This is a genomic window from Pseudomonas sp. G3-39 (assembly GCF_054790485.1).
Genome location: NZ_CP186497.1, coordinates 2,974,094 through 2,989,175, shown reverse-complemented (window position 1 = coordinate 2,989,175; position 15,082 = coordinate 2,974,094). Strand labels below are relative to the sequence as shown.

Annotated in this window: 13 protein-coding genes; 6 read left to right on the top strand and 7 right to left on the bottom strand. The window is 59.6% G+C overall.

Going from position 1 to position 15,082, the window contains the following annotated elements; all coding sequences use genetic code 11:
• Positions 1-42: 42 nt before the first annotated feature.
• The 6 genes from ACOYXG_RS13215 to ACOYXG_RS13190 form a co-directional block, all read right to left on the bottom strand.
• On the bottom strand, positions 43-1,581 hold the full coding sequence (locus ACOYXG_RS13215) for a cryptochrome/photolyase family protein (RefSeq protein WP_460358279.1): 1,539 nt from the start codon (positions 1,579-1,581) through the stop codon (positions 43-45).
• 14 nt (positions 1,582-1,595) lie between these two features.
• Entirely contained in the window at positions 1,596-1,901 is a 306-nt protein-coding gene (locus ACOYXG_RS13210) for a DUF6482 family protein (protein ID WP_115989781.1), read from the bottom strand.
• A gap of 32 nt (positions 1,902-1,933) precedes the next feature.
• Positions 1,934-2,476 (bottom strand): DUF3833 domain-containing protein, encoded by a 543-nt coding sequence (locus ACOYXG_RS13205; protein WP_460358276.1) that lies wholly within the window; start codon positions 2,474-2,476, stop codon positions 1,934-1,936.
• Between the two features lie 106 nt (positions 2,477-2,582).
• Positions 2,583-3,143 (bottom strand): GTP cyclohydrolase I FolE, encoded by a 561-nt coding sequence (folE, locus tag ACOYXG_RS13200; protein WP_097089804.1) that lies wholly within the window; start codon positions 3,141-3,143, stop codon positions 2,583-2,585.
• Between the two features lie 241 nt (positions 3,144-3,384).
• Positions 3,385-4,509, bottom strand: coding sequence for an alkene reductase (locus ACOYXG_RS13195; RefSeq protein ID WP_460358274.1), 1,125 nt, complete (start codon positions 4,507-4,509; stop codon positions 3,385-3,387).
• 94 nt (positions 4,510-4,603) lie between these two features.
• Complete coding sequence (locus ACOYXG_RS13190) at positions 4,604-5,281, bottom strand: type 1 glutamine amidotransferase domain-containing protein (RefSeq protein ID WP_460358272.1); 678 nt, start codon at positions 5,279-5,281, stop codon at positions 4,604-4,606.
• A gap of 196 nt (positions 5,282-5,477) precedes the next feature.
• On the opposite strand from ACOYXG_RS13190, the gene ACOYXG_RS13185 reads away from it, so the two are divergent.
• From ACOYXG_RS13185 to ACOYXG_RS13170, 4 genes are all read left to right on the top strand, one after another.
• Complete coding sequence (locus ACOYXG_RS13185) at positions 5,478-6,062, top strand: TetR/AcrR family transcriptional regulator (protein ID WP_097089858.1); 585 nt, start codon at positions 5,478-5,480, stop codon at positions 6,060-6,062.
• A 67-nt stretch (positions 6,063-6,129) separates the two neighbouring features.
• Positions 6,130-6,789 carry a carbonic anhydrase gene (locus ACOYXG_RS13180; RefSeq protein WP_027611791.1) on the top strand — a complete coding sequence of 220 codons (660 nt, stop codon included), beginning with the start codon at positions 6,130-6,132 and terminating at the stop codon, positions 6,787-6,789.
• A gap of 92 nt (positions 6,790-6,881) precedes the next feature.
• Positions 6,882-7,508 carry a TetR/AcrR family transcriptional regulator gene (locus tag ACOYXG_RS13175; protein WP_096796019.1) on the top strand — a complete coding sequence of 209 codons (627 nt, stop codon included), beginning with the start codon at positions 6,882-6,884 and terminating at the stop codon, positions 7,506-7,508.
• Positions 7,509-7,705: 197 nt separating this feature from the next.
• Positions 7,706-8,977: an OmpP1/FadL family transporter gene (locus tag ACOYXG_RS13170; protein ID WP_460358268.1), complete on the top strand. Its 1,272-nt coding sequence runs from the start codon at positions 7,706-7,708 to the stop codon at positions 8,975-8,977.
• 239 nt (positions 8,978-9,216) lie between these two features.
• Here the strand turns inward: ACOYXG_RS13170 and ACOYXG_RS13165 are convergent, their stop codons facing one another.
• A complete protein-coding gene (locus ACOYXG_RS13165; protein ID WP_460358265.1) occupies positions 9,217-10,677 on the bottom strand; it encodes an efflux transporter outer membrane subunit in 1,461 nt (486 codons plus the stop codon).
• A 170-nt stretch (positions 10,678-10,847) separates the two neighbouring features.
• Between ACOYXG_RS13165 and ACOYXG_RS13160 the strand changes: the two genes are divergently transcribed.
• Positions 10,848-11,957, top strand: a complete 1,110-nt coding sequence (locus ACOYXG_RS13160; protein WP_460358263.1) for an efflux RND transporter periplasmic adaptor subunit — start codon at positions 10,848-10,850, stop codon at positions 11,955-11,957.
• Complete coding sequence (locus ACOYXG_RS13155; RefSeq protein WP_460358260.1) at positions 11,954-15,010, top strand: efflux RND transporter permease subunit; 3,057 nt, start codon at positions 11,954-11,956, stop codon at positions 15,008-15,010. Before ACOYXG_RS13160 ends, ACOYXG_RS13155 begins: the two co-directional genes overlap by 4 nt.
• Positions 15,011-15,082: the final 72 nt, after the last annotated feature.

The following is a 15,082-nucleotide window of genomic DNA, read 5'->3' as shown; positions in this document are numbered from 1 at the left end:
GCTGTGCTTAAGTTTCACCATCCGCGCAAGCGAGCGCTCATTTCAGATCGATTCGCCGTTATCCAGGCGCGCCAACAGGTTCTGCCCGCGTTGCCACAGCGCCTCCTGTCTGGCTGGCGGCATGCGGTCGAGGTTCTTGTACATCATCGCCATGCGTTGATTGCCGCGCAGTTGTTCACCGTGGCGCATCAGAAAATGCCAGTACAACGCATTGAACGGGCAGGCATTGTGCGCGGTACTTTCGCTGACCTTGTAGGCGCAGCTTCGGCAGTAGTCGGACATGCGATTGATGTATTGGCCACTGGCGCAATAGGGTTTGGAACCGAGGTAACCGCCATCGGCATGCATGACCATGCCCAAGGTGTTGGGCAGCTCGACCCAGTCGAAGGCGTCCATATAGATCGCCAGGTACCACTCACAGATCTGGCTCGGCGCGATGCCGGCGAGCAGGGCAAAATTGCCGGTGACCATCAGCCGCTGAATGTGGTGCGCGTAGGCGTGCTGCAGACTCTGGCCAATGGCCTGGCGCATGCAGTTCATCTGCGTCGCACCGGTCCAGTAGAACTCGGGCAGTGGCCGGTCGTTGCCGAATGCGTTGCCCAGTGCGTAGTCCGGCATTTTCAGCCAGTACACGCCGCGCACATATTCCCGCCAGCCGATCAATTGCCGAATGAAGCCTTCGGCAGCATTCAGGGCAATCCTGCCGGCCCAATAGGCCGACTCGACGTCACTGCACAACTGCCGCAAATCCAGCAGGCCGATATTGAGCGCGGCACTGATGCGCGCATGAAACAGGAACGGTTCGTCACTGGCCATGGCGTCCTGATAGTCGCCGAATCCTGCCAGGCCAAAATCCAGAAAATACTCCCACAGCGCCTGCGCGTCGGCGTGGGTGACCGGGTAGTTGAAGTCGTCGAGTGCACCGTAATGCTGACTGAAGCGCGCCTTCACCAGATCCAGCACTTCGCCAGTGATGACGTCGTTGCCGAAACGGATCGGGTAGGGGGCTTTCACGCCTTTGGGCAGGGCCTTGCGATTCTCCGCATCGAAATTCCACGCACCACCCACCGGCGTGCCGTCGCCATTGAGCAGCAAGCGACTCTTGCGGCGCATCTCGCGATAGAAGAACTCCATTCGCAACTGCTTTTTGCCGGCGGCCCAGGCGGCGAACTCGGCGCGACTGCACAGAAAACGCGTATCCGCGTGCCAATGGATGGGCAAGCCAGAGTCCCTGATCGATTGCTCCAGGCGCCAGTCCCCGCATTCGGTGACGTGCACTTCTTCGACCTGCAACCGCTGTTGCCAGCGGCGTAATTCCCCCGGCACCGAGCCGCTGTTGTGCGGATCATCCAGGGTCACGTATTCGACACGAACGCCCTGATCTCGCAGGGCCTGGGCGAAATGGCGCATGGCACTGAAGATCAGGGCAATCTTTTGCGGGTGGTGCGGCACATGGCTGGCTTCTTCCATGACCTCGACCAGCAGCACAGTGTCGCGCTCGCTATCGAGCGTCTGCAAGGAAGCCAAGTCGAAGGACAACTGATCGCCCAGTACCAGGCACAACCGACGGTTCTGGTTCATTCACAGCATCCGTTTCATAGCGATGTGGCCAGCGAAAACGGAATCCGCAGCTCTTCGACGGGCCCGCTATCACGCCCGCACATTTCGTCGTGCACGCATTGCTGCACCAGCACGCAGGGGAATGCCGGCACGGTCTGCAGCAAGTCACGCAGATGGGTGATTGAACGCAGATGCATCGGTTTGGCTGCATCGTCGAGCAAGGTGAACTGGCCGTGATCCAGACGGACGCGGGCCAGATAAAAACCACCTTCAAGCGACAGCAACTCCAGCTCGCGAATTTCGCTGTTGGCCGCACGTTCGGTCAGGGTTTGCAGATTCATGCTTCACTCCTTGCCTATCAATTCAGCACTGTTCATTGATTTTCTCCCGCGCCCTGGCGACGGAAGAACAAGGTCACCTGGCCGACTTCAACCCCGAGTTTGGACATGCTGGTGCGGTTGATCAGCGTGTCCTCGTCCATCTGGTACATCCAGTCGTCCATGCTCATTTCATAGGTCGAGCCATCAACTGGCAGATTCAGGCGATAACGCCAGTGCAGCGCATTACCGGCGACCTGACCTGTAGCGACGCCCACCACATCACCCGCACGCCCACTCCAGCGTCCCTGGCCCTCGGGCGTCAGGGTCCAGACGCGGCGTTGGCGCGTGCCGTCGCTGTACAGGAAGCGCTCATCGAGAATCAGGTTGTCGCCTTCACGATGGCTGACGATGTCGACCTCAAAGCGCTTGACCACTTCCCCGGAGCGCTTCTGAAACATCCCCCAGGCTTTCACGGGTTTGCTGAAAAAGCGTTGCAGATCCAGCGCCGGTTGCTGATCGGCATAGTGGCTGACATCCACGCTGCCGCAGCTTGCAACGCCGAGTGCCAGAGCCAGTAAGAGCACAAGTCGGGCCATTGCCGTTCTCCCTGAGTGCACAGGTATAGGGGTGAAAATAGGAATATCGTGCTTGTACAGTGGGGTTGCTGTGTACAGGTTTATCGCGCCTGTCGAAGGTCGGAAATCAACTTCGCCGCCCGATCAATTGCAGGAACTCCTGACGCGTCGTGGAGCTGTCGCGAAAGGCACCGAGCATCACCGAAGAGGTCATGATCGAATTCTGCTTTTCGACGCCGCGCATCATCATGCACATGTGCCTGGCTTCAATGACCACGGCCACGCCGGCGGCATCGGTGATCTGCTGGATCGCCTCGGCGATTTGCCGGGTGAGGTTTTCCTGGATCTGCAGACGGCGGGCGAACATGTCCACCACGCGCGCTACTTTCGACAATCCCAGCACCCTGCCGGTGGGGATGTACGCCACGTGTGCCTTGCCGATGAAAGGCAGCATGTGGTGCTCGCACAAGGAATAGAGCTCGATGTCACTGACGATCACCATCTCATCGCTCTGCGATTCGAACAGGGCACCGTTGGTGACATCTTCCAGACTCATTGAATAGCCGTTGCACAGATACTGCATCGCTTTGGCCGCACGTTGGGGTGTGTCGAGCAGACCTTCGCGCTCGGGATTCTCACCGACGCCGACGAGGATTTCGCGGTAATGGCTGGCTAGTAGTGGGTTCATTCAGAGTGCTCGCGGCAGTGCTGTGCGTGGGGGCCAATCCGTAGCGGAATAGTTGTACGTAAAGAAGTGCTTTGTATAGGTTTTATTCAAGATAGGCTGAAAAAATAAACCTGACAATCAATCGGCAATCTTTTTTGTGCAGATGCGAAAACCTCGCAGCGCAGCGCGCGAGGTTGCGGGTATAGCGGGGGAGAAGAGGAAGCGCTCCCGGTGAGTGGGAGCGCTGTGCGAATTCGCGGAATTATTCGCTGTAGGTCGGGTAATCCACATAGCCTTCGGCATTGCCGCCGTAGACCGTCACAGGATTCAGTGGATTGAGCGGCCAGTCATTGGCGATGCGCGCCGGCAGATCCGGGTTGGCCATGAACGGACGGCCGAAAGCCACCAGATCAGCCAGTCCCGATTCAAGCAACTGCGCACCGGATTCAGCGTTGTAACGCCCGGCGTAGATGATCGCACCACTGAAGGTATCGCGCACCGCACGGCGGAAGGTTTGCGGCATCGCGGGCGCGTCGTCCCAGTCCGCTTCGGCGATGGACAGGTAGGCGATGCCCACATCCTCAAGTACTTTGATCGCTTCGATGTAAGTGGTGTGCGGGTCCTCTTCGACCATGCCCAGATAGGTGCGCGCTTCATCGGTGGTGGTGAACAGCGGCGCGAAACGTACGCCGACTTTCTCTTTACCGATGCACTCGGCGACACCCGACACCACTTCGCGCAGAAAGCGCAGGCGGTTGTGCAGCGAGCCACCGTACTGATCGGTGCGCGCATTGCTGTGGGCAGAAATGAACTGGTTCACCAGATAGCCGTTGGCGCAGTGCAGTTCGATTCCGTCGAAGCCGGCGTCCATCGCATTGCGCGCCGCCTGTATATAGAGCTGAACCAGTTCCTGGACCTCATCGGTGCTCAGCGCTCGCGGCGCGGATGGCGTAACCAGTTCGCCGGCGCCCGGCGCAGTTTCGATGAACACGCTGACTCGCTCGGTGGCGATGGCGGACGCTGAAACCGGGGCCGCCCCATCGGGTTGCAGCGCGGTGTGGGACACACGTCCGACGTGCCAGAGTTGGGCGAATATCACGCCGCCCTTTGCATGCACCGCTTCGGTGACTGTGCGCCATCCGGCAATTTGCTCAGGGGTGTGAATGCCGGGAGTCCAGGCGTATCCCTGACCGCGAGGCTCGATCTGCGTGCCTTCGGTAACCAGCAGACCGGCGCCGGCGCGTTGCTGGTAATACTCGGCCATCAATGCGTTGGCGACATTGCCCGGTTGTGTGCTGCGCTGGCGGGTGAGGGGCGGCAGGACGATGCGGTTCTTCAGGGTGTGCAGGCCCAGTTTGACGGGGGTGAAGTAAGGGCTGTTTTTCATGTGATTCCTGTTTTGGCCTTATTAGACCAGTCGACTAGTAATGCGGTAAAAAAACACCGTGCGGGATGCGCACGGTGTCTGGACGCTGGAGGGCTCAGGCCAACAGTTTCAGCAGTTTTTCGGCGACGGCTGCCGAGCTGGCAGGGTTTTGACCCGTCACCAGTTGGCCATCGGTCACCACGTGAACCTGCCAGTCAGCGACCTTGGAGTAGCGACCGCCGAGACGCTGGAATTCGTCTTCGATCAAGAACGGCACGACATCGGTCAGGCCTACAGCGGCTTCTTCAGCGTTGGTGAAACCGGTGACGTCCCGGCCTTGAATCAACGGTTTGCCATCGGCAGCCACCACGTGACGCAGAACGCCCGGCGCATGGCAGACGAAACCGTGAGGTTTGTGGCTGCGGTCGAAGGCTTCGATCAAGGCGATCGAGTGCTTGTCTTCGGCCAAATCCCACAGCGGGCCGTGGCCACCCGGGTAGAACACGGCATCGAAATCCTCAGCGCTGACATCCGCCAGGCGCCCGGTATTGGCCAGTGCCAGCTGAGCAGCAGGGTCCTTGCGGAAGCGGTCGGTTTCAGCGGTTTGCGCATCGGGCTCATCGCTTTTCGGATCGAGCGGTGGCTGGCCGCCGGCTGGCGATACCAGAGTGATCTGCGCGCCAGCATCCTTGAAGGCGTAGTAGGGGGCCGCGAACTCTTCGAGCCAGAAGCCGGTTTTCTTGCCGGTGTTGCCAAGCTGATCGTGGGAAGTCAGAACCATCAAGATTTTCATAGAGCGCCCTGTATTGGTCTGGTGTCCTCGACGGGTTCGTCTGCGACACCTCGGAAGGAGTGACGGGCACAGAATAGATTCATATTAGACCGGTCGTCTAGTAAATTTTTACGCCCGTGTTTCCAAGTCATCACTGTGGCAAACTCCTGCTCATCAGAAATATACGACTGGTCTAATGTTTGGTATTTTGCGCCCCATGAAACCGACCTACGACGATACCCGCCAACACCTGCTCGACACCGGCCACCGCATGATGGCCGAAAAGGGCTTCACCAGCGTTGGCCTGAGCGAGATCCTGCAGACCGCCGGTGTGCCCAAGGGCTCGTTCTATCACTACTTCAAATCCAAGGAACTCTACGGCCAGGCGCTGCTGGAGGATTACTTTGTCGGCTACCTGGCAGATATGGAGCGGCGCCTGACCCTGCCTGGCCTCAGTGCCTATGAACGGCTGATGGATTACTGGCAGGGCTGGCAGAACCGCTGCACCCTGGAAGGCCATGGCGATGAATGCCTGGTGGTGAAGTTGAGCGCGGAAGTCGCCGACCTGTCCGAGTCGATGCGCCTGACCTTGCGCGACGGCGCCGAGCGCATCGTTGCGCGCATCACGACGTGCCTGGAAGAAGGGCAGCTGGATAAAAGTTTGCCGCAGACTGACGCTCGGCAACTGGCAGAAACCCTGTACCAACTCTGGTTGGGGGCGAGTCTGTTGAACAAACTGCAGCGCACGGGGCAGTCGTTGCAGACGTCGATGGTGATGACGAAGCGGCTATTGCAGCGCTGAAAACACCCACGACCCTTTCATATCGAGTACTTTTGCAAGCATCCGGCATCAGGATTTGGAGAACTTCATGCGTGACATTATCGACGGCTTTCTGCGCTTTCAGCGTGAGGTGTATCCGCAACGTGTCGAGCTGTTCAAGCAACTCGCGACCTCACAAAATCCGAAGGCGTTATTCGTTACTTGCTCGGACAGTCGTGTGGTGCCTGAGCTTCTTACACAGCGCGAACCCGGTGAACTATTCGTGATCCGCAACGCCGGCAACATTGTGCCGTCGTACGGTCCCGAACCCGGTGGCGTGTCGGCTACCGTCGAATATGCAGTCGCCGTGCTCGGCGTACAGGACATTGTGATCTGCGGGCACTCGGACTGCGGAGCGATGGGCGCGATATCGCGCTGCACCTGTCTGGATCATCTTCCTGCGGTCGCCAATTGGCTGCGTCACGCGGACGCTGCGAAAGCGATCAACGCGGCGCATGAATTCGACACACCGCGCGCGAAGCTCGATGGTCTGGTTCGGGAAAATGTGATCGCGCAACTGGCGAACCTGCGCACGCACCCCTCCGTGGCCCTCGCGCTCGAGCAAGGGCGCATGAATCTGCACGGATGGGTCTACGACATCGAGGCGGGGTGCATCGATGCGCTGGATGGTTCAACCCGACGCTTTGTTCCCCTGGCTGATTCGCCGACTACCGTGGCGATCACTGCGCGTAACGGCAAGCAGATGTAACGGCTGGCCTCATCTGAAATCGCCAGACTTGTGACCTTATTCCTGTGTGGTCACAAGTTGTCAGCCCGCCATAGGATGAGTAAGCTGCTGTCATGAATCAGCTATCAATATCTGCCTCCTCGCCAAACACTCGTGGCCCGGCCGAGCACGACATTCGTGACCAGATTGTCGCCGCGGCCAATGAGCACTTCAGCCAGTATGGCTATGCGAAAACCACGGTTTCCGACCTGGCCAAGGCCATCGGTTTTTCCAAGGCGTACATCTATAAGTTTTTTGACTCGAAACAGGCGATTGGCGAGGCCATTTGCGCCAATTGTCTGGGGCAAATCGTTGCAGCGGTTGAGCAGGCCGTTAACGAAGAATCTCTTTCGGCGACCGAGCGTTTGCGCAGATTGGTAAAAACCGTCATTGCCACGGGTGTGAACCTGTTCTTCAACGACCGCAAGCTTTATGACATCGCGGCGTTTTCCGCTTCGGAGCGTTGGCACAGTGCCCAGGTGTATGAAGCACTGATCAAAGACTTTATTGTCGACATCGTGCGGCAAGGACGAGAAGCGGGGGAGTTCGAGCGCAAGACTCCACTGGACGAGACTGTCGAGGCGATCGATCTGGCGCTGCGACCTTTCGTCAACCCCTTGCTGTTGCAGCACAATCTGGATTTCATCGAGCAAGCGCCCACGCTGACCTCCAACCTCATCCTGCGCAGCCTCATGCCCTGACTGTCGCTGGTCAAATCTGTCAGTCGATTCGAGTCAAAACCACATCCCCCACATGACGTTTTCCGTTCCCGGCCAATGAGTGCCGGGAGGGCGCAACATTTTGCTCTTCGTGACCATTGACTGAATTGGTCACATGGATAATATGGCTTCGCTGTAGTTCGATGTTCTATTCCAGTGATCTCCATAGAGTCCCAACAATGAAAAGAATAATGCTCAAGAGCCCCGTGGGCCTGGCCGTCGTGCTTGCGTCTTCGAATGTGCTGGCCGGTGGCTTTGCACTCAACGAACAAAGCATCAGCGGGATGGGGTCCGGGTTTGCCGGGCGATCTTCATCGGCCGAAGACGCCAGTACGATCTACGGCAACCCGGCGGGCATGGCGCGACTTAAACAAGAGCAGGTCAGCGTGGGGGCGGCGACATTGTTCGCCAAGTCCGATATCAGCCGGACTCGCAGTACGTTCGCTGGCAACGAAGACGGCGACATGGTGCCCACGACCACCGTACCGATGGGCTATTACGTCAAACCCATCGATGAGCACTGGGCATTCGGCGTCGGATTTTATGTACCTTTCGGGTTGATCACCGACTACGGCAGTGGGTTTGCCGGACGCTATTACGCCAACAAGAGCGAAGTCACCACGCTGACTTTCCAACCGACCATCAGCTACGCCTTTAACGAAAAAGTCTCGATCGGTTTCGGTCCGACCATCAACCGTATCGGTGGAGAGATATCGGGCATGGTGCCCAATCCATTAACCCCGGGGCGCAATGACGGCAAGCTCAAAAGCACGGGTGATGACACCGCGCTGGGCTTCAACGCCGGTGTGCTGGTGCAGGCGACAGATCAGACCCGCCTGGGGCTGACTTATCACTCCAAAGTCAGTTACCACCTGGATGCGAAAACCAAGGTCACCGATGGCATCTTCAGCGTGCTGGGCGTCAGCGGCCGCAGTTATGACGCATCGCTGGATGTGGATACGCCGGAGTCGGTGGATTTTTCGGCCACGCATCAATTCAATAACGACTGGACGCTCTATGTCGGTAGCACCTGGACGCGCTGGAGTCGCTTCAAGGAGCTGACGATCGAAAACAGCGGCCTGCCGCCGTTGCTGAGCGGTCAATTGGGGACGATCAGCGAAGAGCAGAACTGGCATGACACGTGGGCACACGCCATCGGTACCGCTTATCAATTGAATAGCCAGTGGGTGTTGCGTAGCGGGTTTTCGGTAGATCAATCACCCGCCAACAATACCAATCGCGGCCCCCGTATTCCTACGGGCGATCGAAAGGTTATCAGCTTCGGTGCGGGCTGGACGCCGGTGGAAAATGTCACCATCGACTTCGCTTATTCCTACCTCTGGGAGGAGAGCGTGAAGGTCAACGACAGCTCGCCATCCAGAGGTGCCTACAGCGCCAGGTACAAGAACAGTGCGAGCGGGCTCGGTACGTCTGTCAGCTACCGTTTTTAGCTGAGGACTGTACTCACAATGTGGGGGCGGGAGTGCGTGCTGCCTCCCGACCCTCACGCGCAAGGGCATGTTGATCGGGCCGATTCTCGCAGAGAGGTTGGCCCTTTTTTGTAGGTCAAACCCCCATGACTTTGGCCATCAGGCTCTGATGAAAACGCCGTGGCGTGGCCCACGTCAAAACCGCGATCGACCTTTTGCTGCGTACTGTCGAGCCAAATTCTTTGCAAAGCTGGCGAGCTTCATCGCGACGCAACAGGCAGGGTTTCGGGAACTTGCCAGCCGCCGCCGAGCGCTTTGAATGCCGCAACCGCAGCCCGCGCCGATTCTGTCCGCGCTTGCGCACGGGCATCGGAAGCCTGGAGCAATGTTTCGTCGGCGTGGAGCACATCAATCAGGCTCGCGGTGCCTTTTCCATAGGCAATAAAAGACGCTTGGCGAGCCTGGGTCAGAGAAGCCTCGCCTCCCGCGAGCGTGGTGGCCTGGAGGTTGCGGTTCACCAGGGCGGAGAAGGCATTCTCGACATCCTCAGTGGCGCGTAACACCGACTGACGATAAGCGGCCAGCGCTTCGGCTTCCTGTCCTTTGGCCTGATCGATCTGCGCGTTTATCCGGCCTACGTCAAAAAGTCTCCAGCGCAACCCAAGGACCGCCGCCGACTGACTGGCGCCGCCAGTGAACAGGTTGCCGCCGGAAACAGCCGTGGCGCTACCGAGCAATGCGCTGAGCGAAAGTTTCGGGTAATACTCGGCAATCGCCACGCCGATGCGTGCATTGGAGGCTGCCAGGCGGCGCTCGGCGACGATCAGATCCGGCCGGCGACGCAGCAGATCGGCCGGCGTTCCCGAAGCGTTTATCGGCGGCACAACAGGAATGCTCGCTGTACCGGCCAGTTGCGTGCGGTGAGTCCCCGGCGGGGTGCCGAGCATCACGTCCAGCGCATTCATGGCGGCATCCAGGCCGGTCTGCAGCACTGGCACGCTCGCCTGGACTTGCGCCAGCGCGCCCTCAGTCTGTTGAACCTGATAGCGGGCAGCGAGGCCCTTGCCGTAGAGCAGGCGGACTTTCTCCAGCAGTCCCTGCTGGGTTTCGACTTGACGGTTGGCAATCTCCAGTCGCGCCTGCAACCCACGGAGGGTGATGTAGATATCGGCCGTCTGCGCTGCAATGGCCAGGCGTGTGGCGGTCGCGCCCGCCTCGGAGGCCTGGTATTCGGCGAGTGCGGCTTCGCGCTCGCGTCTCAACCCGCCAAAGACATCAATCTCCCAGCCGGCATTGAGGTTGAGCTCGTAGGAACTTCCGTAGCGATCATAGCCAGGCGTTGAGTTCAACACCTGGCCGAGCGGCGTTTCGACGGATTGATAGGCGCGTGCGGCCTGGCCATCAATGCTCCCGGAGGGCAACAGAGCGGCATTGGCGGCCCCCAATCCTGCCCGTGCCTGTGTGACCCGCGCCGCTGCTTGTGCCAGATCGAGGTTCTGTTCCAGCGCCTGGGTGACGAAACCGGTCAACACGGGATCGTTAAAACTCTCCCACCAGTTGACCAGCCGGGCCGGCGCCGTTGCCGGCGTCTGTTCGGCTGCTGGCTGACTCAGGTAACGATCGGGAAGCGCGAGGGCAGGCCGTTGATAGTCGGGACCGACCGCACAGCCTGCCATCAAACTGGCGGCCACCAAAAGCGTGATAGGGCGAACAGGAGGCATTGAGGTACCTGCGACGAAGATGATAAGTGACCATATTAAATTACGGTCACGGATTTAAGGTCAATGATATCTTGTTCGAATGCGCCACCCACTGAAAATGTGTGACCGTTGACATTATTGGTCACCTTAATGAAAATGCCGGCATGTCCTATTCTTGAGTAACGGAACCTATGCGCCGGCCTCTAGCTGTACCGATTGCCGTTTGTCTGTTGCCGCTCGTCCTGTCGGCGTGTGGCGACTCATCCGTCGTTGACGATCCCCGTACGCATGCCCCGTTGGTGAGGTCCGCTGCGGTTTCGGCGGCGTCCGAGGCTTCACGTGCTTTCACGGGGGTCGTGATCGCCCGCGTCGAGGCTGACCTTGGTTTTCGGGTCTCGGGCAAAATACTCGAGCGCCTGGTTGACACAGGCCAGACGGTCAAACGAGGTCAGCCACTGATGCGCCTCGACCCGATTGATCTCGGGCTGCAGGCGCGGGCGCAGCAAGAGTCGGTCATGGCCGCCCGGGCGCGAGCCATACAGACGGCGGATGACGAGGCCCGGTATCGTGATCTGGTCGCCGCCGGTGCCATCTCGGCCTCGGCCTACGATCAGATCAAAGCCGCCGCAGATACCGCCAAAGCTCAGTTGAGCGCGGCGCAAGCGCAGGCTGACGTCGCTCGCAATGCGTCCGGTTATACGCTGTTGCTTGCTGATTCCGATGGCGTGGTGGTGGAGACGCTGGCCGAGCCAGGACAAGTGGTGAGCCCCGGGCAAGCCGTGGTTCGACTGGCGCGGGCAGGGCAGCGCGAAGCCATCGTGCACCTGCCCGAGACGCTACGTCCGGCGGCAGGTTCGACCGCGCAGGCCACACTTTATGGCAACACCTCGGGTGCCGTGACAGCCAGGCTGCGGCTGCTGTCTGATTCGGCCGATCGCATGACGCGCACCTTTGAGGCGCGGTATGTGCTGGAGGGCGCGCTGGCCAATGCGCCGTTGGGTTCGACCGTTACGCTGCAGATCGCTGGCAGCCGCGCAAATGCACAGGTGTTGCAAGTGCCGCTGGCGGCGGTTTATGACCCAGGCAAAGGCCCCGGCCTCTGGGTGATTGCTGGCAACCCGGCCAAGGTGAACTGGCGGCCTGTGCGGATGTTGGGCGTGAGCGATGACATTGCGCGTGTCGACGGTGAACTCAAGGTCGGTGAGCAAGTTGTCGCTTTAGGCGCACATCTTCTGCGCGAGGGGGAGGAGGTGAGACTGGCTCAACAGGCTGACGTCCAGGTTGCCGGGAGCCGTCCATGAGCCAGGGGCGTTTCAATCTTTCGGCGCTCGCCGTTCGCGAGCGTTCGATCACGGTGTTCCTGATCTTCCTGATCGGTGTTGCCGGGATCCTCGCGTTTTTCCAGCTCGGGCGCGCGGAGGACCCGCCGTTTACGGTCAAGCAGCTGACGGTCATCACGGCGTGGCCGGGCGCGACCGCGCAGGAAATGCAGGACCAGGTCGCCGAGCCGCTGGAAAAACGCCTGCAAGAGTTGAAATGGTACGACCGCACGGAAACCTACACTCGTCCGGGTCTGGCCTTCACCGTGGTGACACTGCTTGATCGTACACCGCCCTCCCAAGTGCAGGAGGAGTTCTACCAGGCGCGCAAAAAACTCGACGATGAGTCGATCAAGCTACCGGCCGGCGTGATTGGCCCGATGGTCAACGATGAGTTTGCGGATGTGACCTTTGCGTTGTTTGCCTTGAAAGCCAAAGGCGAGCCGCAGCGACTGCTGGTACGTGATGCCGAATCGCTGCGCCAGCGCCTGTTGCATGTGCCAGGCGTGAAGAAGGTCAACATCATAGGTGAGCAGAGCGAGCGCATTTTTGTCTCCTTCTCCCATGAGCGGCTGGCCACGCTGGGGGTGACCCCGCAGGATATTTTTGCCGCGCTGAACAATCAGAACGTGCTGACGCCAGCCGGCTCGATTGAAACCAAGGGGCCAGAAGTCTTCCTGCGCCTCGACGGCGCCTTCGACAAATTGCAGAAGATTCGTGACACACCGCTGGCGATTCAGGGACGTACCTTGAAGCTCTCGGACGTTGCGACGGTCGAGCGGGGTTACGAAGATCCGGCCACCTTCCTTGTGCGTAACAATGGTGAGGAAGCGCTGTTATTGGGTGTGGTGATGCGCGAGGGCTGGAACGGCCTGGACCTGGGCAAGGCACTGGACGTGGAGACCACCCGGATCAACGAAGGCATGCCACTGGGCATGACACTCAGCAAGGTCACCGATCAGTCGGTGAATATCAGTTCAGCCGTCGACGAGTTCATGATCAAGTTCTTCGTCGCCTTGCTGGTGGTGATGCTGGTGTGCTTTCTCAGCATGGGCTGGCACGTCGGTATTGTCGTGGCCGCAGCGGTGCCACTGACGCTCGCCGTGGTGTTTGTGGTGATGGCGGCAACGGGCAAGAACTTTGACCGGATCACCTTGGGGTCGCTGATCCTGGCGCTTGGACTGCTGGTGGACGACGCCATCATTGCGATCGAGATGATGGTGGTGAAAATGGAGGAGGGCTACGACCGCATCAAAGCGTCCGCGTATGCCTGGAGTCACACTGCCGCACCGATGCTTTCCGGCACGCTGGTGACCGCTATCGGCTTTCTGCCTAACGGCTTCGCGCAATCGACCGCTGGCGAGTACACCAGCAACATGTTCTGGATCGTAGGCATTGCCCTGATTGCCTCATGGGTGGTTGCGGTGGCCTTTACCCCCTATCTGGGCGTGAAGCTGTTGCCGGACATCAAACAGGTCGAAGGTGGTCACGCGGCCATTTACAACACGCCCAATTACAACCGCTTCCGCCGGATCTTGACGCGCGTCATTGCCCGCAAATGGCTGGTCGCCGGTACTGTGATCGCGACGTTTGTCCTGGCCGTTGTCGGCATGAGCCTGGTCAAGAAGCAGTTCTTCCCCACCTCGGACCGTCCCGAAGTGTTGATTGAAGTGCAAATGCCCTATGGAACCTCCATCGAGCAGACGAGTATCACCACCGCCAAAGTCGAGGCTTGGCTGCAAAAGCAGCCTGAAGCAAAAATCGTCACGGCCTATATCGGACAGGGTGCGCCGCGTTTCTACCTGGCCATGGCGCCGGAACTGCCTGATCCGTCTTTCGCGAAGATTGTGGTGTTGACGCAGAGTCAGGAGGCACGGGAAGTCCTCAAGCTCCGTCTGCGCGAGGCCGTCGCCGAAGGGCTGGCTCCAGAAGCGCGGGTCAGGGTGACGCAGTTGGTGTTTGGTCCGTATTCACCGTTTCCTGTCGCTTACCGGGTGATGGGGCCCGATCCCTCGACATTGCGTGAGATTGCCGCTCAGGTGCAGACGGTGATGCAGGCGAGCCCCTTGATGCGAACCGTCAATAGTGACTGGGGACCGCTGACACCCGCGCTGCATTTCACCCTGGATCAGGACCGCTTGCAGGCGGTGGGGCTGACCTCCAGTGCGGTCGCGCAGCAGTTGCAGTTTCTGCTTGCCGGGGTACCGATCACGGCCGTTCGTGAGGACATCCGTTCGGTACAAGTGACCGGGCGAGCGGCGGGGGACATCCGGCTCGACCCTGCAAAAATTCAAGGCTTTACGCTGGTAGGCACGGCGGGCCAGCGGATTCCGCTGTCGCAAGTGGGGACAGTGGATGTGCGCATGGAGGATCCCGTCCTGCGGCGTCGTGACCGCACGCCGACCATTACTGTACGGGGCGACATTGCCGAAGGCTTGCAGCCTCCGGACGTTTCAAGTGTTATCACGAAGGCGCTGCAGCCGGTCATCGACACGCTCCCGGAGGGTTATCGTATCGAGCAATCGGGGGCGATCGAGGAGTCGGGCAAGGCCGGCCAAGCGATCTTGCCACTGCTGCCGATCATGATCGCCGTCACACTGCTGATCATCATTCTGCAGGTGCGCTCGGTATCGGCAATGATCATGGTGTTCCTCACCTCGCCACTCGGGCTGATTGGTGTGGTGCCGACACTGCTGCTCTTCCAGCAGCCGTTCGGTATCAACGCCTTGGTCGGGTTGATCGCCCTGTCGGGGATTCTGATGCGCAATACACTGATCCTGATCGGACAAATCCATCACAACGCGCAAGAAGGGCTTGATCCGTTTCACGCCGTGATCGAAGCCACGGTACAGCGTGCTCGCCCGGTACTGCTGACTGCGCTGGCGGCCATCCTCGCGTTCATTCCACTGACGCACTCGGTGTTCTGGGGCACGCTGGCTTACACACTGATCGGCGGCACGTTCGTCGGAACCATCGTGACGCTGGTGTTCCTGCCGGCGATGTACTCCATCTGGTTCAAGATCAGTAAGCCATAGGAAGCCATCTTCAGCGTTCGCGGCTGCTACGGCAGTCGCGGGGCGGCTCCTGCGGTTGATACCCCGAGCATT

Excerpts from the sequence above, each read along its gene's own strand:
- ACOYXG_RS13215 (WP_460358279.1), bottom strand. The coding sequence starts at position 1,581 with ATGAACCAGAACCGTCGGTTGTGCCTGGTACTGGGCGATCAGTTGTCC.
- ACOYXG_RS13210 (WP_115989781.1), bottom strand. The coding sequence starts at position 1,901 with ATGAATCTGCAAACCCTGACCGAACGTGCGGCCAACAGCGAAATTCGC.
- ACOYXG_RS13205 (WP_460358276.1), bottom strand. The coding sequence starts at position 2,476 with ATGGCCCGACTTGTGCTCTTACTGGCTCTGGCACTCGGCGTTGCAAGC.
- folE (WP_097089804.1), bottom strand. The coding sequence starts at position 3,143 with ATGAACCCACTACTAGCCAGCCATTACCGCGAAATCCTCGTCGGCGTC.
- ACOYXG_RS13195 (WP_460358274.1), bottom strand. The coding sequence starts at position 4,509 with ATGAAAAACAGCCCTTACTTCACCCCCGTCAAACTGGGCCTGCACACC.
- ACOYXG_RS13190 (WP_460358272.1), bottom strand. The coding sequence starts at position 5,281 with ATGAAAATCTTGATGGTTCTGACTTCCCACGATCAGCTTGGCAACACC.
- ACOYXG_RS13185 (WP_097089858.1), top strand. The coding sequence starts at position 5,478 with ATGAAACCGACCTACGACGATACCCGCCAACACCTGCTCGACACCGGC.
- ACOYXG_RS13180 (WP_027611791.1), top strand. The coding sequence starts at position 6,130 with ATGCGTGACATTATCGACGGCTTTCTGCGCTTTCAGCGTGAGGTGTAT.
- ACOYXG_RS13175 (WP_096796019.1), top strand. The coding sequence starts at position 6,882 with ATGAATCAGCTATCAATATCTGCCTCCTCGCCAAACACTCGTGGCCCG.
- ACOYXG_RS13170 (WP_460358268.1), top strand. The coding sequence starts at position 7,706 with ATGAAAAGAATAATGCTCAAGAGCCCCGTGGGCCTGGCCGTCGTGCTT.
- ACOYXG_RS13165 (WP_460358265.1), bottom strand. The coding sequence starts at position 10,677 with ATGCCTCCTGTTCGCCCTATCACGCTTTTGGTGGCCGCCAGTTTGATG.
- ACOYXG_RS13160 (WP_460358263.1), top strand. The coding sequence starts at position 10,848 with ATGCGCCGGCCTCTAGCTGTACCGATTGCCGTTTGTCTGTTGCCGCTC.
- ACOYXG_RS13155 (WP_460358260.1), top strand. The coding sequence starts at position 11,954 with ATGAGCCAGGGGCGTTTCAATCTTTCGGCGCTCGCCGTTCGCGAGCGT.